23 protein-coding genes are annotated in these 23,938 nt (G+C 37.1%); 11 read left to right on the top strand and 12 right to left on the bottom strand.

Going from position 1 to position 23,938, the window contains the following annotated elements; all coding sequences use genetic code 11:
* Positions 1-76 precede the first annotated feature (76 nt).
* Together K5G00_RS12555 and K5G00_RS12550 are read left to right on the top strand one after the other, a co-directional pair.
* Positions 77-1,531, top strand: coding sequence for a glycoside hydrolase family 32 protein (locus K5G00_RS12555; protein WP_238766509.1), 1,455 nt, complete (start codon positions 77-79; stop codon positions 1,529-1,531).
* A gap of 15 nt (positions 1,532-1,546) precedes the next feature.
* The gene (locus K5G00_RS12550; protein ID WP_238766508.1) at positions 1,547-2,029 is read left to right on the top strand and encodes a thioredoxin family protein; all 483 of its coding nucleotides are present in this window, start codon (positions 1,547-1,549) and stop codon (positions 2,027-2,029) included.
* A gap of 10 nt (positions 2,030-2,039) precedes the next feature.
* Here the strand turns inward: K5G00_RS12550 and K5G00_RS12545 are convergent, their stop codons facing one another.
* From K5G00_RS12545 to K5G00_RS12525, 5 genes are all read right to left on the bottom strand, one after another.
* The gene (locus K5G00_RS12545) at positions 2,040-3,626 is read right to left on the bottom strand and encodes an aspartate:alanine exchanger family transporter (RefSeq protein ID WP_238766507.1); all 1,587 of its coding nucleotides are present in this window, start codon (positions 3,624-3,626) and stop codon (positions 2,040-2,042) included.
* Positions 3,627-3,755: 129 nt separating this feature from the next.
* The gene (pepE, locus tag K5G00_RS12540; protein WP_238766506.1) at positions 3,756-4,463 is read right to left on the bottom strand and encodes a dipeptidase PepE; all 708 of its coding nucleotides are present in this window, start codon (positions 4,461-4,463) and stop codon (positions 3,756-3,758) included.
* A 189-nt stretch (positions 4,464-4,652) separates the two neighbouring features.
* A complete protein-coding gene (locus K5G00_RS12535; protein ID WP_238766505.1) occupies positions 4,653-5,417 on the bottom strand; it encodes a creatininase family protein in 765 nt (254 codons plus the stop codon).
* A gap of 10 nt (positions 5,418-5,427) precedes the next feature.
* The gene (locus K5G00_RS12530; RefSeq protein ID WP_238766504.1) at positions 5,428-6,252 is read right to left on the bottom strand and encodes an outer membrane beta-barrel protein; all 825 of its coding nucleotides are present in this window, start codon (positions 6,250-6,252) and stop codon (positions 5,428-5,430) included.
* 312 nt (positions 6,253-6,564) lie between these two features.
* Positions 6,565-8,649 (bottom strand): hypothetical protein, encoded by a 2,085-nt coding sequence (locus tag K5G00_RS12525; protein ID WP_238766503.1) that lies wholly within the window; start codon positions 8,647-8,649, stop codon positions 6,565-6,567.
* Positions 8,650-9,037: 388 nt separating this feature from the next.
* Here K5G00_RS12525 and K5G00_RS12520 point away from each other — a divergent pair, with 388 nt between their 5' ends.
* The 5 genes from K5G00_RS12520 to K5G00_RS12500 all read left to right on the top strand — a co-directional run bounded on the left by K5G00_RS12520 (position 9,038) and on the right by K5G00_RS12500 (position 13,648).
* A complete protein-coding gene (locus tag K5G00_RS12520; RefSeq protein ID WP_238766502.1) occupies positions 9,038-9,760 on the top strand; it encodes a hypothetical protein in 723 nt (240 codons plus the stop codon).
* Positions 9,761-9,781: 21 nt separating this feature from the next.
* Complete coding sequence (locus K5G00_RS12515; protein WP_238766501.1) at positions 9,782-10,441, top strand: hypothetical protein; 660 nt, start codon at positions 9,782-9,784, stop codon at positions 10,439-10,441.
* Positions 10,414-11,178 (top strand): sensor histidine kinase, encoded by a 765-nt coding sequence (locus tag K5G00_RS12510; protein WP_238766500.1) that lies wholly within the window; start codon positions 10,414-10,416, stop codon positions 11,176-11,178. The genes K5G00_RS12515 and K5G00_RS12510 overlap by 28 nt, the downstream gene beginning before the upstream one ends.
* Positions 11,175-11,816, top strand: coding sequence for a response regulator transcription factor (locus K5G00_RS12505; RefSeq protein ID WP_238766499.1), 642 nt, complete (start codon positions 11,175-11,177; stop codon positions 11,814-11,816). Before K5G00_RS12510 ends, K5G00_RS12505 begins: the two co-directional genes overlap by 4 nt.
* 149 nt (positions 11,817-11,965) lie before the next feature.
* Complete coding sequence (locus K5G00_RS12500; RefSeq protein WP_238766498.1) at positions 11,966-13,648, top strand: DEAD/DEAH box helicase; 1,683 nt, start codon at positions 11,966-11,968, stop codon at positions 13,646-13,648.
* Positions 13,649-13,715: 67 nt separating this feature from the next.
* Here K5G00_RS12500 and K5G00_RS12495 read toward each other — a convergent pair whose 3' ends face one another.
* The 3 genes from K5G00_RS12495 to K5G00_RS12485 all read right to left on the bottom strand — a co-directional run bounded on the left by K5G00_RS12495 (position 13,716) and on the right by K5G00_RS12485 (position 16,360).
* On the bottom strand, positions 13,716-14,711 hold the full coding sequence (locus K5G00_RS12495) for a hypothetical protein (protein WP_238766497.1): 996 nt from the start codon (positions 14,709-14,711) through the stop codon (positions 13,716-13,718).
* Positions 14,712-14,773: 62 nt separating this feature from the next.
* Entirely contained in the window at positions 14,774-15,124 is a 351-nt protein-coding gene (locus tag K5G00_RS12490) for a TfoX/Sxy family protein (protein WP_238766496.1), read from the bottom strand.
* Between the two features lie 9 nt (positions 15,125-15,133).
* The gene (locus K5G00_RS12485) at positions 15,134-16,360 is read right to left on the bottom strand and encodes an FG-GAP repeat domain-containing protein (protein WP_238766495.1); all 1,227 of its coding nucleotides are present in this window, start codon (positions 16,358-16,360) and stop codon (positions 15,134-15,136) included.
* A 182-nt stretch (positions 16,361-16,542) separates the two neighbouring features.
* Between K5G00_RS12485 and K5G00_RS12480 the strand changes: the two genes are divergently transcribed.
* Both K5G00_RS12480 and K5G00_RS12475 read left to right on the top strand, forming a co-directional pair.
* Positions 16,543-17,577 (top strand): sensor histidine kinase, encoded by a 1,035-nt coding sequence (locus K5G00_RS12480; RefSeq protein WP_238766494.1) that lies wholly within the window; start codon positions 16,543-16,545, stop codon positions 17,575-17,577.
* On the top strand, positions 17,574-18,323 hold the full coding sequence (locus K5G00_RS12475) for a LytR/AlgR family response regulator transcription factor (protein WP_238766493.1): 750 nt from the start codon (positions 17,574-17,576) through the stop codon (positions 18,321-18,323). Before K5G00_RS12480 ends, K5G00_RS12475 begins: the two co-directional genes overlap by 4 nt.
* Positions 18,324-18,429: 106 nt before the next feature.
* Here K5G00_RS12475 and K5G00_RS12470 read toward each other — a convergent pair whose 3' ends face one another.
* On the bottom strand, positions 18,430-20,376 hold the full coding sequence (locus K5G00_RS12470) for a glycoside hydrolase family 97 protein (RefSeq protein ID WP_238766492.1): 1,947 nt from the start codon (positions 20,374-20,376) through the stop codon (positions 18,430-18,432).
* 116 nt (positions 20,377-20,492) lie between these two features.
* Positions 20,493-21,272: a cupin domain-containing protein gene (locus tag K5G00_RS12465; RefSeq protein ID WP_238766491.1), complete on the bottom strand. Its 780-nt coding sequence runs from the start codon at positions 21,270-21,272 to the stop codon at positions 20,493-20,495.
* 120 nt (positions 21,273-21,392) lie between these two features.
* Between K5G00_RS12465 and K5G00_RS12460 the strand changes: the two genes are divergently transcribed.
* Positions 21,393-22,121, top strand: coding sequence for an MBL fold metallo-hydrolase (locus K5G00_RS12460; RefSeq protein WP_238766490.1), 729 nt, complete (start codon positions 21,393-21,395; stop codon positions 22,119-22,121).
* Positions 22,122-22,235: 114 nt separating this feature from the next.
* On the opposite strand, the gene K5G00_RS12455 is transcribed toward K5G00_RS12460, so the two are convergent.
* Positions 22,236-22,445: a hypothetical protein gene (locus K5G00_RS12455; RefSeq protein WP_238766489.1), complete on the bottom strand. Its 210-nt coding sequence runs from the start codon at positions 22,443-22,445 to the stop codon at positions 22,236-22,238.
* A 177-nt stretch (positions 22,446-22,622) separates the two neighbouring features.
* Between K5G00_RS12455 and K5G00_RS12450 the strand changes: the two genes are divergently transcribed.
* A complete protein-coding gene (locus K5G00_RS12450) occupies positions 22,623-23,315 on the top strand; it encodes a Crp/Fnr family transcriptional regulator (protein ID WP_238766488.1) in 693 nt (230 codons plus the stop codon).
* A 56-nt stretch (positions 23,316-23,371) separates the two neighbouring features.
* On the opposite strand, the gene K5G00_RS12445 is transcribed toward K5G00_RS12450, so the two are convergent.
* Entirely contained in the window at positions 23,372-23,920 is a 549-nt protein-coding gene (locus K5G00_RS12445) for a hypothetical protein (protein WP_238766487.1), read from the bottom strand.
* Between the last annotated feature and the right edge of the window lie 18 nt (positions 23,921-23,938).

Genomic DNA, 23,938 nt, shown 5'->3' with positions numbered 1-23,938 from the left:
TATTTATTATTCCAAGTAATTTTTATAGTTTAGATGCGCCTAAAATTTAAGCAACCAAAAAAGCAGAATAATTTTTATGAAATTTTTATCAACAACTATTGCCGGGGTGTTTGCCCTATTGATTTTTACTTCGTCAGCACCTGAAAAGGGCTATTATTCAGAATTATACAGACCCCAGTTTCATTTTACACCGGAAAAAAACTGGCATAATGATCCCAATGGGTTGGTATATTATGAGGGGGAGTATCATATGTTTTATCAGTACAATCCTTATGGGAATGAATGGGGTTATATGCATTGGGGGCATACTGTAAGTAGCGATTTGGTTCATTGGGAGCATCTTCCCATTGCACTTTATCCTGATGAAAATTCAAAAGATAGTGTTTTTTGTACCGCTTTTTCGGGCTCGGCAATAGTTGATGAGGATAATTTGTTGGGAAAACAAGAGGGAGACGAAAAAACGCTGGTTGCTCTTTATACAAGTCAACACTGTGGGCAGCGTATTGCTTATAGTACAAATAAAGGAAGAACATGGGAAAAGTATGAAGGAAATCCAATTATTCCATTTGACGAAAAAGATGATGCAAGGGATCCGAAGGTTTTCTGGCATGAACCCACCCAGAATTGGGTAATGGCGTTATATCGAAAAACAGAAGATGATGATATAACGAGAGGTGTTTCTTTTTATGTGTCTGAAAATCTGGTTGACTGGGAATGGAAAAGTCACATCGTCGGTTTTTTTGAATGTCCGGATCTGGTTCAATTGCCGGTAACCAACCGCCCCGAAGAAAAGAAATGGGTGTTGTTTGACGGAGATGGAAGTTATATTATAGGTGACTTTGACGGTGAAAGTTTTTCGCCTGAAACCGGAAAGATGAAAAGTGATTTTGGGAAAAATTATTACGCAACTCAAACATGGAGTAATATTCCTGAAGATGACGGCAGGACAATACAGATAGCATGGATGCGTGGGGGAAAATTTCCCGATATGCCGTTTAACGGGCAGATGACTTTCCCCAGTGAACTTTCGATTGAAAAATTTAGTTTTGGTTATAAGTTGATTCGGAAGCCAATTAGAGAAGTTGAAACGCTGCATGGAAAACATACCAGCTGGAAAAATGAAAATATTATTCCCGGAATAAACGACAATATTTTAAAGAAAATAAGTGGAGATTGTTATCATATTATTGCAGAGTTTGATATAAAAACTTCGGATAATTTTGGTTTTATGCTTCGTCATGGGAAAAAGGATGCCGGCACCGAGGTTTTATACAACGTAAAGCGTGAGACACTCTCTGTATTGGGAGCGACTGTTCCGCTGCCGATCATTGATAATAAAATAAAATTGGAAATCCTGGTTGATCGCGCTTCTGTTGAGATCTATGCCAATGACGGGCAAGCAGTGGTTTCAAATTGCTTTACGCCTTCAGAAAAGGCTGATGACTTCGTTCTTTTTACCAATGGAGGAGAACTTGAAGTTATAAAAATGGATGCTTATAAAATGGAGTCAGTTTGGTCAGAAGAGAAGTAAAAATAGTAAACAACAATGAAAAATTTATTTGCAGGAATTATAATACTATTTACTGTAAATTCCATATACGCTCAGGAAATTAAAATTTATGACCCGGAAGCCAATGCTAAAGAGGAGTTGGCTGATGCGGTTAAAAAAGCATCAATGGAGAATAAACATGTTTTTATTCAGGTTGGAGGAAATTGGTGTCCCTGGTGTATAAAGTTTCATCGTTTTGTTGATGCAGATTCCGAGATTAAAATTTTTGTTGAGGAAAATTTTGAAATTGTCCGGGTGAATTATGACCCAAAGAATAAAAACAAAGAAGTACTTGCCGGACTCGAATTCCCACAACGTTTCGGATTTCCGGTATTTGTCATTCTTGACGGAGAAGGAAATCGGATTCACACACAAAATTCTGCCTTTCTTGAAAAAGATGATGGATATGATCGAAATAAGGTTTTAAGGTTTTTTAAGAATTGGGCTCCGTCAGCCTTAGAACCGGAAAATTACAAATGATAGTTTTGTTTTACAGGAGAAGTGAAATAAGCTGAACTACGACAATCAAAAGCACCATTGCCACTGGGTAAACAGTTGCGTAAGCAATAGAATGCGCGTTGGTCTCTGTCATAGAATCGGCAGCGGCAAGACCCGGTGTGCTTGTCATGCTGCCACTAATTGCACCGAGAAGACTTAAAACATTCATTTTGAAAAACCATTTTCCAACAAGTGCAGCAATTATCATTGGGAAAAGTGTTATTATTCCTCCAAATAAGAAAAGCTGAATGCCGTATTCGTTAAAGGTCTTCACTATTTCAGCCCCTGCATCAGAGCCTACTGCAGCAAGAAATAAAATAAGCCCGAATTGGCGCAGCAACTGATTTGCAGCGCCACTCATTGTCCATATCACTGGACCGGTTTTTCCAATCCTGCTTAATGCAAGTGCAATTACTAAAACACCGCCTGTAAGTCCTAGACTAAAAGAAAAACTTCCCATATTTAACCCGATTTTTCCAACAAGAACTCCCAGGATTATTCCAAGTGCAACGGGTAGAATATCTGTATCGGAAAGCCTTTTTTGATCGTCACCAAAGATTTTGGCAACCATTTCCATATTTGCTTTGCTACTGGCAATAATTAGTTTATCGCCAAATTGTAATTTAGAACCAGGCGAAGGTGAGATATTGATTCCTGAGCGACGAATCCGGGTAATCGTTGCATTGTAAGTGTAAAGCAGGTTTATTTGTCCGATGGTTTTATTTACAACTTCTTTGTTTGTAACTAAAACCCCACGTACATCATATTTAGGGTCAAGTGGAATTTCCTCCTCTGTCGGCTGCCCAATAAGTAATTCTACATTTTTTAACGCTTCTTCTGTTCCTACTGCCTTTATTAAATCTCCTTTATGTAGAATGGTTTCAGGTGTCGGTGTTACCGCAATTCCTTCATGTACAACACGCGATACTACTGCTTTGGTCATAAAACGAATGCGAAGTTCTCCAATCGTTTTTCCAACAATGTTTTCATTTTCAACAAAAAAATTCCGTCGATTTATTTCCGGGAACTCTTCTTTTATTTTTGAATTGAATTCTTCCTCCGATTTCTTAAGTGAAATATTTAGAATTTTTGGTAAAAAACGAATAAAAAGAATTACTCCAATTACTCCAAAAGGATATCCGACTCCATAGCCGATCGATGCAAGAGGAGAATTTGTATAATCAATTGCCGCAGCCAATCCGGGAGTACTTGTCAAAGCACCCGTTAGAAGTCCGATGGCAATATTTTTGTCAATTTTGAAAACAGAAACAATCAAGACAGTAAAAGCCGCCGCTATTACAATCAACACTGTAGCAAATGAGGCCAGTTGGCGACCTTCCTTTTTAAATGATTCGAAGAATCCTGGTCCGGCCTGTATTCCAATGGTGAAAATAAAAAGAACCAATCCGAGGTTTTGGAAATCTTTTGGGATAACAATTCCATAATGGCCAAAGATAAGCGCGATAAATATAACCGCAGAAACATCAAGCGAAAGCCCAAAAATCTTAATTCTGCCCAGGATAAACCCAAGCGCGACTATTAAAAACAGAGCAAAATAACTGTTTGACAAAAGTTCCATTTTCCATTCCAATTTTCGTTGCAAAGGTAAGGAATTGCTGAATTTACGATAGAATTCTTATTTCTACCCTTTATTTGTAACAAAGAATTAAAGAAACGATTTGAGAAAAAAGCGGATCAGAAATTCAAACTATTCGAGAAGAAAATTAAAATCATCCCCTTCTGAAAGTTCGATTGCTTGCTCTCCTTTTTTGAATATACGGCACGTTTTGTCTCCGATTAATTCGAGCTGATTATTTTCAAGCAAAAGCATTGTCCCTTCGCGCAGTCCGGCGACATAAACAGAAGGATTTATTTCGATAAATTCCGAGATTCTCTGTTCACGTGTTTCTCCGCCATGTCCCTCAGGGTTTTCATCTAAGTAGTGTGGGTTAATTTGAAAAGGAATTAAATTCATACAATCAAAACCTTTCGGGTCGATAACCGGCATATCGTTGGTTGTGCGGAGCGTAGGACAAGTAACGTTTGAACCAGCACTCCAACCAATATACGGCGTTCCTGATTTTACTTTTTGAGCTATGGCTTCCATTAATTTTTCATCGTTTAGCATCCGGGCCAATTGCCAGGTGTTTCCTCCTCCAACTACAATTGCTTCTGCATTTTTAATTGCTTCAGCGTGATTGTCAAAAGTATGAATTCCTCTTATGTGGTGGCCAATTTCTGCAAAACGTTCTTCTACTTTTTTACAATATGCGTCAAAGGAAAAAGTTACCGCAGCGTAGGGGATAAAAACTGCTGTTACAGGTTTTTCTCCAAAAAATTTTTGAATTTCGTATTTCGGATAATCCAGATAAGGTTCTCCGGGCATTGTTGAATTGCTGATTAAAAGAAGTTTCATAATTTAATGGTTGAAATTGGACGGCGAAATTATATAAAACCCTGATATTATTTGAACTAAAATGTTGGTCAAATTTTTTATTCCGTTTATTGTTGAAAAAAGTAAAGATTTGTAATTATAAAAATAGTTTTGCAAATAGTCTTCACGTTTTCTTTCTAAAACCTTGACAATTTATAAGTTAACAAATCGTTAATCGTACAAAGAGTTGATATCGCTATTGGCCAGTTCGATAAAATAGGCAGCAATTCTGTCTGTTACATCATTTAGAAAACGGACTCCCTTTTCGGGAGTGGATTTTTTAGGATTACCAACTCCGGTATCTTCCGATACCTTATCCCAGCGCCGGGGTGTCCAGGCTGTTTTTTCTTTTAAACTTTTTAATTTGAAAGATTTTTCTACTCCTTCACCCGCTTCTTCAAGAGGTCTTACCAATTGAGGGAAATAATGCATGATAATACTGGTTTCCATTTCATTGGCGTGGTCACCATCCTCTTCAAAATAGTCCTTATTGTCAAACAATTTGAACCATTCTACAATAGAAAGGAACATTTCCGGGAATTCGGGCTGCAGGTCTCTAATCAACTGTTTAAAGTCATTTCCTCCATGTCCGTTCATCAACACGAATTTTTTGATTCCCTGGTTGTACAAGGCTTTCAGAATATCGCGAAGAATCATTTGCTGAGTAGAAATCGAGGTGTGAAGGCAAAATGGCAATTCAATTTGCCCCATGTTTTGAATACCCAGGGGAATGGTGGGTAAAACCATTACTTTTGCGCTTTTCTCCCATGCTTTTTCTGCCGCTTCTTCTGCAATCTTAGCTGTTTCCAGCGAATCAGTTCCATACGGAAGATGATAATTATGTGGTTCGGTTGCTCCCCAGGGTAAAACGGCAACCTCGTATCTTTGACTTTTTATTTGTTTCCAGTTGGTTTGTTCTAAAATGTATGGTTTCATATTATCAATTTTAAAAACTTACTATGGTAAAGCCAAAAGTAAAAGGCGTTAATTCCGGGCCTTTGTGTTCTTTAAAAAGCGGAAGCAGTTCATAAGTGGCAAAAAGATTGATTCTTCGATAACCGATCCGAGCCATGAATCCGTATTTAAAGTTTTGTAAATGATAATGCCCGGGCACTTTCAATTTTTCTTTTTTCCCCTCAATCCGGTATTTTATTTTTGTATGACTGTTAATTCGGTAACTGGTGTATAATCCTGTCGATAAATAAAGCCTGTTTTCGTAATGATTAATAGGAATTTGGAACTCGGCAAGTAGAGGTAAAAGAACAGAAACAATAGAAAGTTTTGATTTCTGATTTTGGTCGAAATACAGGGTTTCCGATTCAATTTTATCATTGTCACCCCTTAAAATTGTTGTATTTTGGTCAAGGCGGTAGCTCTGTAGGTGAAGACCCAAACCCGTGACCAATCCAATTGTATTTCTGTTGTGCTGTAAACCAATACTTTGCTGAATAAAATTGATGTAAGTAGAATTTGAACGGAATACATCGTTATTCATAAATTCGGTTTCATAACCCGAGTAATCTTTATTCAGAAATGAGTTGAACCCAAAATCAACACCCGCCCAATGACCGATAAAGTTATCTTGCCAGAAATTAAAACCATGTTGTGTAATTTCACGAATATCAATTTTCCGAAGGATTTTCTCAGGATCTTCCTGAATAGGAATAATTGAATCTGTTTCCTGAGCCTGTATTTTTTTTACGGCTCCCAAAAGCACAAACAAGATTGTAATTTGGAAGAGTAATGTTTTCATTGGCAAATTAATATTCATACCTTTTTTGTTTTTGAAATGAATATTATAAGACAACAAAGGTAATGGTTTCATGTTTATAAAACTACAAATCCTAAACGTTCGTCAATTTCAGTTTTAAACTAAGTTTAGTATTTACCTCAGGTTTAGTTAACATTGAGGAGTTTATGTAAAGAAAGTTTTATAATCTGCTGAAATGCATTAACAGAATTTTGTTTATTTTTTTCCAGAAACAGGTGAATAACACTCTTTTTTAGGAAAAAAAAGCAGGTCCGATTACAGAACCCGCTCTTTGTTTGAGGGATGGATTTGGGGATTATTTAAAGGATGGTTTTATTCAGAAAGACATATTATTCTTTGAGTATCACTGTAAGTTCCTGTTTTTACGCTATTCCATATGGTTTTTTGGATAGCTTTTAAGTAGATGGAACCACAGTTTCTATTTGTAAATGTTACGATATTAAATTGACCTGAACCTGTGGTTGTGCCACTTTGTCCCAGACCGGTTCCTACCTTGGTGTATGTTCCGGTGTTTGTTGTTATCGAATACTTCTCTAAATAATTGTCATCAACTGTAAATTCACCGTGTATTGTATCTCCTTTTGCATAATGAGAGCAGTTTCCCTGATCATCGATCGTTAAACTAACTGCCGGAAATGTATTATCCATTTGTATAACCTGGCTATCAGAAGTTCCGTTTTGATTTTCTATGGTAACTAGCAGTTTATCGTTGGTGCCGGGTGAAAACCTCGCTAACACACTATCGATATTGTTATAATATGGCTGATACGTATATTCATCGCTAACCGGAACTTCTACCGGATGTGTGACTATCCCTGTGGCCGGGTTATAGCCTAACAAAGCAAGTTTATTGTTCAGGTAGTAGCTTCCACCCGTCGTGAGGTTTGTAATTTTAACCTTGTATTTCATTCCGGCAAATGAGGTTGATACGCCTTGTACCACGATAATTCCACCGAATGGACTTCCATTAAAGGTGTTTGTTTGGTTAAATTCTATTTTTGCTCCCGGTAAAGTAAGTCCGGTAAAATTGTCAATATTATCTGTAGAAACTCCGCCTAGGGTAATTATTTTAGGTGAATTTGCAGTCCACACCATTCCTGGTTTTATTTGGATATAAGATTCAACAATATTACCCCAGTGAGAACATTCCATTCCGGACGGCGGAACATTCCATGACAAGATTGCCCTGACTTTCAACACCCTTGGCCTATTGCATTTACGTTTAAATTTTGAGAAATCGTAAGGCAGGATAACTGAATATGACAATCCTCCCCTGGGAATACTTGCTATGTCGTGAACATTTACAGAGGTTGTACCTGCATGTTCCCAGCTGCAATTATCCTCTTCCTGTATCCAAAAAGAAACATACTCTCTGCTTCCGTCTTTGCATAAATCTCCGTTATAACCGGCTGGTTTCTTCACTTTCAGAGTTCCGATTAAAGCTTCCTGATTGTAATCTGCTCCCACACAAAGTAACTCTTCATAAGTCGTATTGCATTTTAACTTATTTAATTTTCCTAAACTTTCAACAAACGATAATTTATTGGATTCAAACAACTTATATACATTGTTTGAAATTGTGTAATCGGGAGAACTTCCTGCTTCTTCTAAAAGTTTATATCCAAAGCGGTATGGTTCTATTTTTTTCTTTCTGTAAGTATTGGCTAATTCCTGAAAATCAACCTTGCCGGATAGCATTTCCTTTTTTGCTTTTTTTAAAGAGACATCGCCTTCGGGAATTGTTGTAGCGATATCGTTTAACGAAACTTCCGGATTCAGTAATGCCTTTTCAAATAAGCTGCCAACTTCAAGTAAAGGTAAATTAGGGATAAAGAATTTTATGGGGCTAATTTGAATATATTCTTCTTTTACATCTCCCCAAATGTAGCTCCCTGTAGTTAAGTTGGGGTCATTCGGCGCAGGAACAGAATTCCATGATAACACAGCTTTAACCTTTGGCAAGTTTGCTTTTACACACAAATCCTGTTTTGGCTTAATTTTTAACCGAACTACATAATCAATTGGTTTTTCGGGTTTACTATCGCAGTCTTTTTGAGTAGGAATATCGTGGGCGTTAAAAGCAGTAAATCCCATGTCATTCCACCCTGAACCATCGTTATAATCCAAATAGAACCGCACATATTCGAATGAGCCCTTGGTGCACAAACTACCTGAATAGCCCGTTTCTTTTTTTATTTTTATTACGGCAGTTAATTCATTAAAAGCCGGATTAAAGCCAACGCATCCTAACTCCTCATAAAATTTATTCATTTTTGTTTTAAAAAAATCCAGAGGTGTGTTCAGCTTCAATTTTGGGAAATCTTTTTCTCCTACAGCCATAAAGAAGTTAAACTCTTTCCGGGCTATTAACAATTGTTTTTCGTTTAATTCTGACATGATTATTAATGTTTAATATTTCCTACTCTGTTTACAATTGGCTTTTCGGATTGCGCCCATTGGGAAAATTGTTTTTTCAATATCTGCATAACACAAAATTAGTATCAGTGGAGGCATGAGTCAAGAGTTAAACCGCTGATATACATTCATATGTGCCCCTTATGTTTCGAGGTAAAAGCTCTTGATTCTGAGGGTGAAAACCCTTCAGGCTGAACGGGGTAAATCCCCCCTTTGCAAAGGATTTTGACCCATTGTGACAGGAAATGATGTTTGTAATATTCAAGTAGTGAGAGCGATACCGCTTTCTTGTTTTTATTTGATGTAGAATATATATTGCATTACGTAGAAATGCCCGTAACTTTGTTTAAACCATTAAATTTTTAATATCATGAGAATTATCAAGATGAAAGTAACAGGATTGTTGTTTTTATTGTTAATAACACTTTTTTTCAGCGCCTGCAAACAAACAATTCCAAAGCCTGATCCGGTAAAAGCTCCTGAGCAAATTATATCTTTAGAAACTGCCCGGGAGATGTATGAAACCTATTCCAAACGTAGGGTTCCCGTTATCAGGGCATATGAGAAAGAGCAAAACAATAATGATGAGGAGTTTAATCCCACGCGTTCCGGTTGGTATGATTTTCGAACGATTAAACAGTACATCACTTTTATTGAACAGGAAGCGGAAGCAGCTGGTGTTGAGATTTCAGGATTACAATTTTATTTTGCCAATTATCCGGACAGGACAAAGTTTGAAGACGGAACAACGGTAACCTATCCAAGAAAGAATTCATTTTTTATTGTACCAACATTAAAGGTTGAAGGGAAAGACTATGGGTTCTTTACCGCTGAATCGGAAGATGGAGAGAGACAGGCAGTGTTGATAAATGAAAGGGCTAAGATTATGACTGATAGGTTGCAAAAAATTGATAAACACAACAAAAGCGGATCAATTGCCAATAAGACAGGACAGGTTAACAGTTTTTTTAGTTATGTTGGTTTTAGTAGTGGCTCAGGTTTCTCCGCTGCCAATGCATCGTCTGGTCAACGAAGTTTAATTTTGAATGAATCAAATTTAGTCCCGCCACCAAATCAAACTGATTTTGATTGAGTTGATACATAAGACCAATTTATGAAAGTTGAATTTTTAGATATTGTTTTAGGTTATTTCGTTTTAGTTATTCAGGTAGCCGTTGCTGTTATTGCAGTGGTTAAATACCAGGCGTATAAAAGTACGCCACTAAAATACATATCTATCATTTTAATTTACACTGCGGTTAATGAAATAATTGGTAGCCTCAATATTTATTCAAATAACAATAATGTATTGATTTACAATATATACAATGTTATATATTTTCTGTTTTTTTACAATGCTTTTTGGTATTCAATAACAAAGGAAAAGTATAGAAACTGGATTGTTGTTTGTGTAGGTATCTTTGTTTTAGCCAGCGTCGTCAATCCTTTTTTTCAGAATTTTATAACAGAATCTCAGTTACTGGCTTATGTAGTTGGGGCATGCGCTCTTTTGTTTTGTATTATTTTGTATTACATCGAAATTTTATCCACATCCAAAGTCTTGTTAATCAGGCGGGATCTTTTGTTTTGGATAAGTGTTGGATTATTGCTTTTCTATGTTGGTTATATCCCGATAAAACTAACAAGAGTATTTTTTGAGTATCAGGATAATGTATACTTAGCTTTAAGAATAGTGCATAGAATACTGATATTGATTTTAAACGGCTGTTTTATTATTGGATTTTTATGGATGAAAAAGAAATTGCCACGCTAGTCTCTGTAATTATTTTAGTTGTTCTTGTAATAATAATTATAACGTTATTTTCTGTTTTCGTGACCCGGAAGAACAGACTTTTAAAAGAGCAGGAGAAGGTAAAGGAAGCCTTTGAAAAAGAACTGACCGATACACAGATAGAGATCAGGGAAGAAACTTTACGCAATATCAGCTGGGAACTTCACGATAATATCGGGCAACTGCTTACTTTGGCAAAAATTCAGTTACAAAATGCAAACGACGATTCACAAGCTATTACCGAGGCCATTAATACAATCGGAACAAGTTTAAAAGAATTAAGAAGTTTGTCTAAACTTATTAATCCCGACACATTGAGAAGTCTTTCATTAGTGGAAGCAATTCAACTTGAAATAGAACGATATAATCGTTTAAAATACCTGGTAGCTACAATCCAATGTTCCGGGACTATTTTTTCTATAGATAATAAAGTTGAAATTATCATTTTCAGGATATTGCAAGAGTTTTTCACAAATACAATCAAGCATTCAAAAGCATCAGAACTTAATGTGGAAATAAGCTATAACGACAAAACATTAACAATTAATGCTGTTGATAATGGTATTGGATTTGATTCCACCCATTTTGGTCCCGGTAAAGGAATTGGTTTAAACAATATTAAAAGCAGGGCAAAAATGATTAATGCAGATCTGGAAATTTTATCCGCAAAAGATTGTGGAACCCAACTTTCGCTAACTTATAAAATTGAACAAATATGAATTATACTGTAGTTGTAGTAGATGATCATACCCTTCTGTCACAGGCGATAGGTGACCTGGTCGACAATTTTGATCATTTTTCTGTACTTTATGTTTGTAAAAACGGACAGGAATTGCTCACAAAATTCAAAGATCCTAAAAACATTCCTGATGTTGTTTTGATGGATGTGAATATGCCAATTCTAAACGGAATTGAAACTACTGCTCATTTAAAAGAATACTTTCCTGAAGTAAAAGTACTGGCGCTTTCCGTGGAAGAAGATGAAACAACCATTATAAAAATGCTACGTGCAGGTGCGAAAGGATATTTATTAAAAGATGTAAAAAAAACTGAACTTAAAAATGCCTTGCTTGAGGTTTTGAAACAGGGCTATTATTATACGAATACCGTTTCACAGGTTTTAATTCATTCACTGGAAAACAGAGGAGACAGCGCCTTTTCCCTGAAAGAACGGGAAATTGAATTTATTCGGCACGCCTGCAGTGAAAAAACATACAAGGAGATTGCCGGAGAAATGTATTTAAGCCCGAAAACAATAGAAGGATACAGAGATGCTTTGTTTGAAAAATTAAATTTGCGAAACCGCACGGGGCTTGTGATATATGCAATAAAAAATAAAATATTCGTTCCAAAGTAAATTTGATTGTTTACCTGGAAGATTAGAACTACTGTTTTATAGTTTCCAGTAGATACGATTTGTTTACAATCAAAAAGAAAAAGCTATAAATGCCTGTATTTCATTTTAAAAGAATACCTTTGCGCGCATTATTTTATAGAAGTATTTGAATGACATTATTTAATGAAATGGGGCTAAGCTCCGAAATTCAGTTGGCAATTGAAGAACTTGGTTTTGAGCAGCCCACACCAGTTCAGGAAAAAACAATTCCATTTTTATTGGAAGAAAAACAGGATATGGTTGCCCTGGCGCAAACCGGAACGGGGAAAACTGCCGCTTTTGGGTTGCCAATTATTCAGCAGATTGATACATCAAACAAAGATTCTCAGGCTTTGATATTAAGCCCAACCCGGGAACTGGCACTTCAGATTGCCAATGATATCAATACATTTTCAAAACATCTTCCCAAAATTAATGTAGCCGTTCTTTATGGTGGCGCCGATATAAAAAAGCAAATTAAAGATTTGGAGCGAGGCGCACAGATTGTAGTCGGAACACCCGGAAGAACACTCGATTTAATCAAACGTAAAAAGCTGAAAGTAAACGATATTCAGTGGCTTGTGTTAGATGAGGCTGACGAGATGCTTTCCATGGGTTTTAAAGACGATTTGGATGCAATCTTGGAAAATTCGCCGGAAGGAAAACAAACTTTGCTGTTTTCGGCTACAATGCCTAAAGAAATTGTAGGTATTGCAAACAAATACATGAGCAATCCATTTGAAATTTCAGTTGGGAAGAAAAATACCGGTGCTGAGAATGTGGAACACAATTATTATGTGGTTCATGCAAAAGACAGGTACCTGGCGTTAAAACGAGTTGCCGACGTCAATCCGAATATTTACGGAATTATATTTTGTCGTACCCGAATGGAAACCAAAGAAGTTGCTGATAAATTGATGCAGGATGGATACAATGCCGACGCACTGCATGGTGATTTATCGCAGGCACAGCGCGATCATGTAATGGCTCGTTTCCGGGGAAAACATCTACAAATGTTGGTGGCTACCGATGTGGCAGCGCGTGGGTTGGATGTGAACGACCTGACACACGTTATAAATTATAATTTGCCGGATGATCCGGAAGTTTATATTCATCGTAGTGGCAGAACAGGACGTGCAGGGAAAAAAGGTATTTCTGTTACTTTGATTCACCTGCGTGAAAAAGGTAAATTACGCCAGGTTGAAAAAATTGTAAATAAAAAGTTTGTTAAAAAAGAGGTTCCCTCCGGAAAGGAAATTTGTGAAAAGCAGCTCTTTAGTCTTATCGACAAGGTGGAGAGGATTGAAGTAAACGAATCACAAATTGGCGAATTTATGCCGGTAATCTACAAAAAACTGGCCTGGCTCGATCGTGAAGAACTGATCAAACGTTTTGTTTCGGTTGAATTTAATCGATTCCTCGATTATTATAAAAATGCACCCGATATTAATGTGGATGAATCCAAACAAAACGATGATTACCCGGAAGGGCGGCGGAGCAGAAAACGCGACCGTAAAAAAAGAGGTGACCGAAATGATCGAAGCGACCGCAATGACAGGAGGAGAGGCGGTTATGAGTTTTCCCGATTCTTTTTTAATTTGGGGAAAAAGAACGGTGTCAGTAAACGGACCATTATCGATTTAGTGAACCAGAATTTGCCCAATAAAAGCGTTGAGATTGGAAATATAGAGGTGCTGAAAAGTTTTTCGTTTTTTGAAGTTGATAAACGTTTCGAAAAAGAGGTATTGAAATCATTTAAAAATGCTAAATACAAAGGTCAGCGCATCGGAATTGATATTGCAAAAGGGAAATAGAAAGATGTAAAAATATGACTTGAAAAGCTGTTCGATTTGATTTGGGCAGCTTTTTTTATTTAAAGAATCAGTTAATTATTGCTGAACTTTTTGCCAGTCTGTCTCCCATCCAAACTCTGCCATCCGGCTTTTCCCTGTCCGGCTTTTTAAGGGAGAATATTCCCGAAAAGCGGAATCCACATTCGTAAGTCCCTTTGGGAATAAAAGGGTATCCCGATTTTTGAACAGTTCGGGTTATTGTTTCACCACTGTTTAATCTTATCATCCAATCCAGTGGGTTGTCACTTTCCGCAGGAGCCTGTGAACCGCTTGTGCTCTGATAAATTTTTTCTGTAGTTCTTAAAAACACTCCATTATGGTAGTAATGGAAATGTGCTTCTCCCATAATCAGAGGATCAAAAACATAAAGATTTAATTCGTCGTTATTTTTAATGGTGAAAGTATACCGCAGCTTGCAACGATTGTTTATTGAATCGTTTTCGATAATTTTTACAGAATCGATAGAACAATCAATACCGGCATGGAAAATCTCATAATTTCTTAAAGTCTGAATAATCGTATCGTTCATGCGAAAATCATGTTCCATCGGAATTCTACCTGTTGAGATTTTTATAATATCGTGTGGATAAAGTCTTGGCATAACATCAATAACGGGTCCTTTGTAGCTTGTCGAAGAATACCCGGGCCAAATTACGCCAGTATAATGTCGAACTGAATCAATTGCGACCACGAAAGGTCTTCCATAAACTGATATTCCTAACTCTGGAAAATCTACGGATTTGTTCAAATAAATGGCATGAACAGAAGTGTCGTACAATTCAATATTCCCCTGAGCTACAAATGGTGGTTTTAGTAATTCCAGTTTATTTATGTCTGCATTGGAAACATCGGCCCCTGTTAAACTTTCATCTTTCAAAAAATACATATTGAATCCTACATAAGAAGAATCAACAACTTCAGCCTCCAACTCTGGTTCTGGTTCTGTATTGATTAACTGATCATTTTTTTCATTGCAGGAAATAAACATTGAAAACAAAAACAGAAGGTGAAGAAGGCGTTTCATTTTATTTGGTTTAAAAGATTTTGGCAGTTATAAAGATAAGTAATTTGGTAAAAACCAACAATCTACATACTTCTTTTCTTTTTGCCCGATTTTGCTTTTGGGTTAAACTCCAGACAACGTTTTACCCATTTATCCAAATCCTCATCCATATCTACTGCTTCAGCGTTAATTAACAGGAACCCTTTCATCGACTTGCCGGAATCATCGAGCAAACGGCAATCTTTATTTTGCAAATATTTATCTTGATCCTCCGGAGGAATACGAACCAATAACTCTTCTCCGGACACTCCAACACACAATTTTTCATCCACAAAAAAACTAAGGGTACCAAACATTTTTTTCTCTTCAAATCCTATTTTGTTTCCTTTTAATGAATTGCGGACACGGTCGGCCAGATATTCGCAGTAAGCCATTTTTCTCTGTTATTTTTTGTTTGTGCCATTTTGCAGCCAGATATCGATTCCCGGGGCCCGGAAAGCGTAGGGTTTTGAAAGAATATCATAGTCTCCGTCGCCATCAAGGTCGGCAATTTTAGCTTCGTGGTGGCTAAAACCTTCGTTAATTATATAGTCGGTAAAATTTCCCTTTCCGTCGCCAAGTAGAATCCGAAGTTTTGCGTCAGGATTGTGCTGTTCGCTAAACCGCATTTCTGCATTAAAAATATCGAGGTGTCCATCGCCGTTAAAATCAATAATTTCTATCGAATGACCGTTGTCAATTTCAGTAATTAAAGTTTTTCGTTTCCATGTTCCGTTTTGCCATTCATACAAAAACATGGGAGCAATTCCATCGCCAACCACAAGTACAATTTCCGGTCGTCCACCTTCAATAAGTTGTGCTGCTGCAGAACGAGAGAAAGAGTAAGAGGCATCTACAATATTTTCCTGCAATTTTTTGTCTCCTATTTTTTTAAACCACCGGCCTCCGCCGATAATATCGGTAATACCATCTCCGTCAATGTCGGCTTTGGCCAGCCCTTCGTGTTCATTTACACGTTTCCAGCCTGGCATTTCACCCGGAGGTTGCATTTCGCTGTCGTTTGCGTAGGAATAAATCGGAATCATTTCCCACTCTTCACTTTCTCGCGGGTTTTTCGGAATTTCAGCCAGGAATAGCGTATTTGCATTCTGGTTCCAGAATGCCAGCTCCATTGAACCATCTCCGTCAAAATCCCCAAAAAGCTGGTCGTGGTGTTTGGTGGCGCCCGATTTTTTTATGGTATGGCGTTTCCAGGGTATTTCCGGACTGTAATCGGGATATGGATTTTCCCACCACCATACTTCGCTGGAGCGGGATTCGCCACCAAAAACGGGATCCAGGTCACCATCGTTATCAATATCCCAAACTGCTGCACCTGCTTCAATTCGCAAAAGCCCGGCATCTAAAATGTATCTGTCCCACTTTTCTCCGTTTTTTTTGTACCAAACTACTGCCGGCGCCTGCACTCGCTCAGCGACAATAAAATCATTTATTCCGTCTTTGTCGATGTCAAAAACAGCGCAACTTGTTTGTTGTTCGCTGCCGTTGGGAACCTCCAGATCTCCGTTTTCCGAAGAATAATGTTTCCATTCAGTCTCAGGGATGGGAGGCTGACTAAATCCTTTTCCGCTAAAAAGAAAAATTAAAAAAATGAGGTGTAAAGTTTTCATTCTAAACTAATTTTGTGTTATAAAACTAATTGCCTGTTTTGATTTTAGCAAGCGGAAAGTCCTCTCATTTTACGAATAAGCGTCTAAAATTTACGATTCAGCAAGATTTATTTTCAAATGCCGGTTTTTCTGCTGAATTTTATTTCCGGTAATATTGAGTTAAAACACCAAAAAACGAACATGTGAAAGTTTCAAAGAAGATATTTTTTACCCGGTTAAAAGTTTTTGGCGGAGCTTTGGGTATCTCGCTTTTTTTTAGTTTGGTTCTTCGCGGAAAGTTGTTCGGCTCTGGTTTATGGAACATGTTGGTTTTGACCTATATTCAGCTTGAAATATTTCTGTGGTTGGGAAATCGTTTTTTCAGAGATATAAAAAGAGAATCAGTTAACTACAAACGTAAAATGGTTTCGCGTTTGTTAAAGTTTTACCTTGCCGTTTTGGCTATTGCGTTTGTAATTTTTATGACGGTTTACACCGCAAATTTTGTGTTAAACGGCGCTGACTTTAGTTACTATTTTATCGGGTTGAGAGAAATAGAGATGAAAGGTTTTTTAACGGCCGCACTTATTGGTTTTTCGTTGGGTGCGCTTTTCTTTTTTTACGTCCAATGGGCAGAAGCTTTGCAACGCGAGCAAAAGCTCACACGGGAAAAGCTCGTTTTTCAGTACGAAACTTTAAAAAACCAGGTGAACCCGCATTTTCTTTTTAACAGTTTGAACACACTTTCATCGTTGGTTCGCGAAAATCCTGATCTTTCAGAAGAATTTATTCAAAAGCTGTCACATATTTATCGTTATGTTCTTCGTGATAAAGAAAAAGAGCTGGTGCCGCTTTCTGAAGAAATTGATTTTGTAAGAGACTATTTTTACCTGCGGAAAATAAGAGACGAAGAAAAGATTGATTTGAAAATTGAAATCAGTGAAATGCCGGGAGCCAAAGTGCTACCGGTTTCTTTACAACTTCTGGTTGAAAATGCCTTAAAACATAACTCTGCAACGCGCAACAATCCGTTGGAAATTATCATTCGCACTGATGGATTGGACAAGTTGGTTATTCGAAATAATTTACAAAAGAAAACAAGATGGGAAGAATCCTCTAAAATAGGGCTGAAAAATTTAAATGAACGGTGTAAATTAATACTAAACCAGGAGGTGGAAATTCGTGAAACTGAAAGTGAGTTTGTTGTAAAAATTCCTGTTAAGATTGAATCCATATGAAAGTAGTAATTGTAGAAGATGAACGTTTGGCTGCTGAAAAACTACAGCGGCTTTTAAAACAGGTCGATTCCGGCATTGAAGTTTTAAAAGTACTGGAGTCGGTTGAGGAATCGGTAAACTGGTTTTCTGCAAATGTTTCGCCCAATCTTGTTTTTATGGACATTCAACTTGATGACGGCATATCCTTCGAAATTTTTGACACCTTAAAAATTGAAGTCCCGGTTATTTTTACCACTGCATTTGACGAATATGCCATTCGGGCGTTTAAAGTAAACAGTGTGGATTATCTTTTAAAACCGGTTGAGAAAGCTGCCCTTGAAAATTCGCTGCGTAAATACAGGAATATTTATACTGCAAAACAAACAGAAATAAATATTTCGAAAGTGTTTGAGCACATGGCAAAGACTTATAAATCGAGGTTCCTGGTGAAAATAGGAACTCACTTTCAATCAGTGCCGGTTGAAAATATTTCCTGTTTTTTTGTTGAAGAACGTTCAACATTTCTAAAGACGAAAACCGGTAAGAATTACGATCTGGATTATTCACTTGACCAGATACAAAAGTTAGTGGCCCCGGAATTGTTTTTTCGGATAAACCGTAATTTTTTGGTCAATATCAATTCTATCTCTGAAATATTAAGTTATTCAACAAGCCGGCTAAAATTGAAACTTCATAATTTTTCTTCGGAAGGACTAATTGTTAGCCGCGACAAAGCAGGGGAGTTTAAGCTTTGGATGGACAGATGAATAAAAGTGAGATTAATAATACGGAGTACAGAATAAAAAAGGTTGAGTTCGGAAAACTCAACCTTTTTTACATTATATTTTTATCCTGGTACTAAAATCTCACATTTTACTTTTTTGTAATAACTGCTACCCAACCACCGCCGGGTGCCATTTCTACTTTTACTTTTGATGAACTGCTTACGGTTATTTTTTCCTGTGAAAAATCGGCAGCATGTTTATCGGCATTTACACCGTCTTTCCAAATTTCCATTGTATAATTTCCATCTCCAAGGAAACTTAGATCCAAATTTAGTGTACGCGGATCCCAGTCGGTCATTGCACCAACAAACCATTTATCGCCTGATTTACGGGCCACTGCTATGTAGTCGCTTACTTTTGCTTCCAAAACTTTGGTATCGTCCCAAACAGCCGGAACAGCTTTCAGAAATTCCATACATTCCGGTTCGCGGTAGTAATTGGAAGGGTTGTCGGCAAGCATTTGCAGCGGACTTTCAAAAACCACATACATACCCAACTGGTGACAACGAGTTCCCGGACTCATCGGCTCTGTAAAAACTGCGTTAAAATTGGTTTTGTTGGCATTTAACATTGCGCCCGGTGTAAAATCCATTGGCCCGGCTACCATTCTTGTAAAAGGTAAAGTAACATTGTGTTCCGGGTCTGGTTGATTTGACCATTTTGCATTTTCCAGGCCTTTTACACCTTCATACGAAATTACATTGGGGTATTTTCTGTCGAGACCTGATGGTTTATAGGCCCCGTGGTAGTCTACAAGCAACTCGCGTTTGGCACATTCACGCGCTATTTTTTCATAGAAATTAACCATCCACTGGTCGTCGCGCTGCATAAAGTCGATTTTAATCCCTTTTACACCCCATTCCTGAAATTGATCAAGTGCTTCGATAAGTTTATCGTCAAGAGCTTTCCATACTACCCAAAGAATTACGCCAACATTTTTTTGTTTTCCGTAATCAACCAGCTCCTGAATATCGATGTCGTCAACCACATCCATAATGTCTTCGAGGTGATACCAGCCTTCATCCAAAATAATGTATTCCAATCCGTATTTCGACGCAAAATCGATGTAATACTTGTATGTATTGTTATTCACCCCCGATTCAAAATCAACACCGTAAATATTGTTTGCATTCCACCAGTCCCAGGCAACTTTTCCCGGTTTTATCCAATCCGTATTTTCCAGTACATTTTCAGGAGCCAGTTTGTAAATCATTTCCGATTCTACCAATCCGGCATCATCGGTAATAATCATCGCTCTCCACGGAAATGTTCTTGTTCCCTTACATTCGGCAATATAATCGGCATATTTTGTAGGAGCCACGTTACGGTCGCCGTTTTGTTTGGTTTCCAAAACTACGCTTGGGTATTTTCCAACTAAAGCATTTGAATTCTCGGTGCTTCCTTTTAAAAACATTCCGGGATAATCCATTAAATCCGATTCAGATATATATACTTTAGTGTTGTTTCCGCAGTCAACCAGCATTCCCGTAGAACAGAAACGGTTAGGAGTTACATCTGAAAGTTTTACTCTTTCATAAATCCGCTCCTGATGAGTAAACATACTCTCTTCTTCGGGGAACCAAATTTCATGGTTTGCCGGAAATGCAAAAGTAGCCTGCTCACTCACAACTTTAAACGGTTCTTTCTTCTCAACTCCCCAACGATAAGCTACTCCGTCGTTATAAGCTTTGAATTCAAGCGAGTAATTTTTGAAAGATAGTGTGAGCAAATTGTAATGATCTTCAATTTGAGCGTGTTTTCTGTTCACTACCGGAATAATTTCCTGGTTTACTTCCGTTGTTTTTGTTTTTCTGACTCTTGCGTTTTCACCCAAAACCAAACCGTCATCCAACTTCATCGAAATTGCGGAAGGCGTGATGATTTCTTTTCCATTAAGTGAAACAGCGTAAGTAATGTTTTCATCTACAGAAACAGTAACCTTCAATTCTCCGGAGGGAGAAGAAACCGTGTATTCTTTTGCGTTTAGATTTAAAATCAGGAAACTAAACAGAGTAATAAATAAATATTTTTTCATTGTTATTAAGTTTTTTTGGTTTTAGGTCGGCAAGTTACTTAATAATTCAATTTTTTGGGAATTTTTATCTTTCGAAAATTACTTTCGAAGAAAAACTTCACAAAAAAAGATATAGATTATTTTACCCATTTAAAAGCAAAATATTCGCATTGTCCTTTTCCTGCATTTCGTATTCCGTGCGGAACTTCATCTGTAAGTAAAACCAGTGAACCTGGCCCCATTCGGTGAGGAGTTCCGGCTATGGATTCTTCAGCCTCACCTTTTATTATCAGAATAATTTCTTCATTGGAATGAACATGTTCAGCATGACTGGTAACTCCCTCATTTAATGTGGTAACATGCATTTCCAGATTCGAAAGCAGTGAAGTTTCACGATCCATGATCTGCCGTTTTCCTCCTTTGCTGGTTGTTTGAAACGCAATTTTCTCCCAGTCATAAAAGGCAGATCCTCCATTTTGTTTTGTGCCGTTTTTATCAACCTGTGAGTTGGCTTTCCAACGGATGATATAATAGGATGCCTGAGTATCTCCTGCATTCTGAATCCCGTGATCATCACCTGGTAAAGCCAGGATTACACTACCGGGTCCCAAAATCTTTTTTACTCCCTTAATGTTTTGTTCAATCTTTCCCTCTTTTACAATTATCAATTCTTCTATGTCGGTATGAACATGGCTTGCATGAGGTGCATTTCCCGGATCTAAAGTAGTTACGTGAATTTCAAGGTAATCCAACGCATTTGTTTTTCCTTCCAAGATCTGTCTTCGCTCCCCGGAATTTGTTTTTTCTATTTTCAACGCATTCCAGTCATAAACTTTTGTTGAAAGTTTTTTCTCTGGCACAGTTTGAAATGTATTTCCTAGGAAAAGGATTGGTAAAAGTAAAATTAATGTTTTCATTTTTAGTCGTTTAAGGATTACAATATATGGCTTTTTTTAACCAGAGAAAAGTAAAGGTGTAAAATGCTTGCAAATGAAGCCATGAAATTTATAACTTTAATGAAACTTAATTCTGAAAAAATGAAAAAAATAATAATTGGAATCTGTCTTCTGGTGGCGGGAATTTCGTTAAAAGCAGCCACGTTTGATAAAGACACAATTAAAACTTCGGATGGCGATTTAGTGATAACATTTATTGGCCACGGAACATTAATGATGGAATTTAACGAGAAAGTTATTCATATTGATCCGGTGGGGATGTTTGCCGATTACTCCGCATTACCAAAAGCTGATATGATTTTGGTAACCCATTCGCACGGCGACCATTTGGATGTAAACGTGATTAAGCTGTTAAAAAAGGAAGCCACAGTTGTTGTAATGACCGAGTCGTGCAAAGAGACATACCCGGATGGCTTAGTGCTAAAAAATGGCGATTCGGTAAATTACTTTGACATCGACGTTGATGCTGTTCCCGCATATAACATTAAACATGTGCGAAGCGAAGGAAATCCTTTTCATCCTAAGGGAGAAGGGAACGGATATGTTTTGCATTTTGGCGATATAAACGTTTATGTTGCAGGCGATACTGAAAATATCCCTGAAATGGCAGATTTAAAGGAGATTAATATCGCATTCCTGCCAATGAACCTGCCTTATACAATGACTCCGGATATGGCAGCCGATGCCGCCAGGATGTTTATGCCAAAGATTTTGTATCCGTATCATTTTGGCGAAACCGATACGAGGGAACTTGTTGAGCTGTTAAATACAGAGAAAGAGATCGAGGTCCGGATAAGAGAGCTAAAATAAATACCGGAAAAATGATACAGGTACAAGAAAGCCGCAGGATATTATCATGCGGCCTTCTTTAACCTTAAAATCTTAATTACGTAAAAAATGTTTAAGGAGTTAATATCGAGGAAACTATTTTTTTTTCATTTTTTTACAACCTCTAGTTACACAAACTGTTGTAATCGAAATTCCCATTATTGCAAAAGCGATAAGAGAACCATAGAAATATTTTGATGGTAAATTTGCACAACATGTCAAAAAACCAAAAAGTAAAGTGGCCAGGAATCCCAGAATTCCCCATATGCCTAAATTATATCCAATTAAGAACAGTTCTTTTTTCATTTTATAATTTTTTATGAATTTTGCATTGTATATTCTTTGACAAAATTTTCAAACTCCAATACTTATGCTTGTTTCATAATGTAAAAATAAATTTAATTCTGGTCATTTGTCCATAATGTTGTGTGATATTTGTTCTTATTTATTGTGATATTTGTTACATATTAAAAAAGGAGATAAATGGAGCGGGGAACAAAAAAATGTTTGGGTTGTACAATAAAATCGACTGCTGTTTCTATTTTGAATCAAAATGAATTGTCTGTTTTAGAAGACGGATGTTCTCAGCACGAGTTTAAAAAAGGAGAATTGCTTTTTAAAGAAAATACACCGGCTCATTCCATTTGTTACATACGAAGTGGTTTTGTAAAGCTGGTGAAGAAAGGTCTTGGTAAAAAGGACTTTATCTTAAATATCTCGAAAAGCGGAGCTTATCTGGGTGTTCAGCATTTAAGCCACAAACAGGGAAACTGTTATTTTTCAGCCATTGCAATAACCGATGTTCAGGTTTGTTTTATCGAACTTGATGTTTTTGGCAGACTGCTTGAAAGTAATGGTTCCTTTGCAACTGAAGTTATCTCGTATATTTTTGAAGATGAAATGAACTATTTCGACCGGCTGGTAAATAATGTACAACAACAGCTGCCCGGTCGACTGGCAAATACACTCTATTATTTTCGGAACGAAGTTTATAATCAAAAAGAGTTTAATTTGAATATCAATCAAACCGAACTTGCTTCGTTGATTGGAACATCGCGTGAAAGCGTTTCAAGGTTATTAAAGGAGTTTCAGCAAGCAGGTATAATTAAAATGGAAAAAAATAAAATTACCATTTTAGATGAAAACCGGCTTTTGGAGATAAAACATAAAGGTTAATAAAAAGCCGCTCTTTTTTAGAAAGGGCGGCTTAGAATTATTGTTTAATCTGTTAATCAATTCATTTGTATTGAAGAATCAATTTTTTTAATCGATTTCAGATTTTTATTCATTGATTTCATTACTGAATCAAAATTGCCTATATCAAATGACTTGTCTTGCATAGATGCCGCCGGAAGAACTGCAATTCTGAATATTTGATTATCTGTTTCTGCCGGGAGCAATTCTGATGTTGTCCATTCCAGAAAGATTTGTACATTCTCAACTGTATAATCAAAATTGTACTGAACAACACCGTCGTTTTCTATAACAACTGTTTGAGGGAGTAATCTCCAGATATCTTTGCCATCCCAAACATCCCATAAAATATAAACCAGAACAACATCCTCATTATAGACTGTAAAATTACTTGGGAAATCGAAAAGAACTGAATATTCATTTCCGGCAGTAAAGTTAATCGGATCGGTTTCAAAAACAGTTCCGATTTCTGCATCTATTCCATCAAATCCTGGTTCTCCGGGAGGGCCGGGAGGGCCAACTGGTCCTTCACACGATGTTGTAATGATAAACGCTAAAACTAAAAATAAACTTGCTATTGTTTTCATGACTAAAAAATTAAAAAT

This window comes from Maribellus maritimus (assembly GCF_022267315.1).
GTDB lineage: Bacteria > Bacteroidota > Bacteroidia > Bacteroidales > Prolixibacteraceae > Draconibacterium > Draconibacterium maritimum.
This window is presented reverse-complemented; position numbering and strand designations above follow the sequence as displayed.

Coding starts and splice junctions, on each gene's coding strand:
- K5G00_RS12550 (WP_238766508.1), top strand. CDS start 1,547: ATGAAAAATTTATTTGCAGGAATTATAATACTATTTACTGTAAATTCC.
- K5G00_RS12525 (WP_238766503.1), bottom strand. CDS start 8,649: ATGTCAGAATTAAACGAAAAACAATTGTTAATAGCCCGGAAAGAGTTT.
- K5G00_RS12475 (WP_238766493.1), top strand. CDS start 17,574: ATGAAAGTAGTAATTGTAGAAGATGAACGTTTGGCTGCTGAAAAACTA.
- K5G00_RS12520 (WP_238766502.1), top strand. CDS start 9,038: ATGAGAATTATCAAGATGAAAGTAACAGGATTGTTGTTTTTATTGTTA.
- K5G00_RS12510 (WP_238766500.1), top strand. CDS start 10,414: ATGGATGAAAAAGAAATTGCCACGCTAGTCTCTGTAATTATTTTAGTT.
- K5G00_RS12450 (WP_238766488.1), top strand. CDS start 22,623: ATGGAGCGGGGAACAAAAAAATGTTTGGGTTGTACAATAAAATCGACT.
- K5G00_RS12490 (WP_238766496.1), bottom strand. CDS start 15,124: ATGGCTTACTGCGAATATCTGGCCGACCGTGTCCGCAATTCATTAAAA.
- K5G00_RS12465 (WP_238766491.1), bottom strand. CDS start 21,272: ATGAAAACATTAATTTTACTTTTACCAATCCTTTTCCTAGGAAATACA.
- K5G00_RS12500 (WP_238766498.1), top strand. CDS start 11,966: ATGACATTATTTAATGAAATGGGGCTAAGCTCCGAAATTCAGTTGGCA.
- K5G00_RS12555 (WP_238766509.1), top strand. CDS start 77: ATGAAATTTTTATCAACAACTATTGCCGGGGTGTTTGCCCTATTGATT.
- K5G00_RS12485 (WP_238766495.1), bottom strand. CDS start 16,360: ATGAAAACTTTACACCTCATTTTTTTAATTTTTCTTTTTAGCGGAAAA.
- K5G00_RS12455 (WP_238766489.1), bottom strand. CDS start 22,445: ATGAAAAAAGAACTGTTCTTAATTGGATATAATTTAGGCATATGGGGA.
- K5G00_RS12495 (WP_238766497.1), bottom strand. CDS start 14,711: ATGAAACGCCTTCTTCACCTTCTGTTTTTGTTTTCAATGTTTATTTCC.
- K5G00_RS12545 (WP_238766507.1), bottom strand. CDS start 3,626: ATGGAACTTTTGTCAAACAGTTATTTTGCTCTGTTTTTAATAGTCGCG.
- K5G00_RS12530 (WP_238766504.1), bottom strand. CDS start 6,252: ATGAATATTAATTTGCCAATGAAAACATTACTCTTCCAAATTACAATC.
- K5G00_RS12460 (WP_238766490.1), top strand. CDS start 21,393: ATGAAAAAAATAATAATTGGAATCTGTCTTCTGGTGGCGGGAATTTCG.
- K5G00_RS12515 (WP_238766501.1), top strand. CDS start 9,782: ATGAAAGTTGAATTTTTAGATATTGTTTTAGGTTATTTCGTTTTAGTT.
- K5G00_RS12505 (WP_238766499.1), top strand. CDS start 11,175: ATGAATTATACTGTAGTTGTAGTAGATGATCATACCCTTCTGTCACAG.
- K5G00_RS12470 (WP_238766492.1), bottom strand. CDS start 20,376: ATGAAAAAATATTTATTTATTACTCTGTTTAGTTTCCTGATTTTAAAT.
- K5G00_RS12445 (WP_238766487.1), bottom strand. CDS start 23,920: ATGAAAACAATAGCAAGTTTATTTTTAGTTTTAGCGTTTATCATTACA.
- pepE (WP_238766506.1), bottom strand. CDS start 4,463: ATGAAACTTCTTTTAATCAGCAATTCAACAATGCCCGGAGAACCTTAT.
- K5G00_RS12535 (WP_238766505.1), bottom strand. CDS start 5,417: ATGAAACCATACATTTTAGAACAAACCAACTGGAAACAAATAAAAAGT.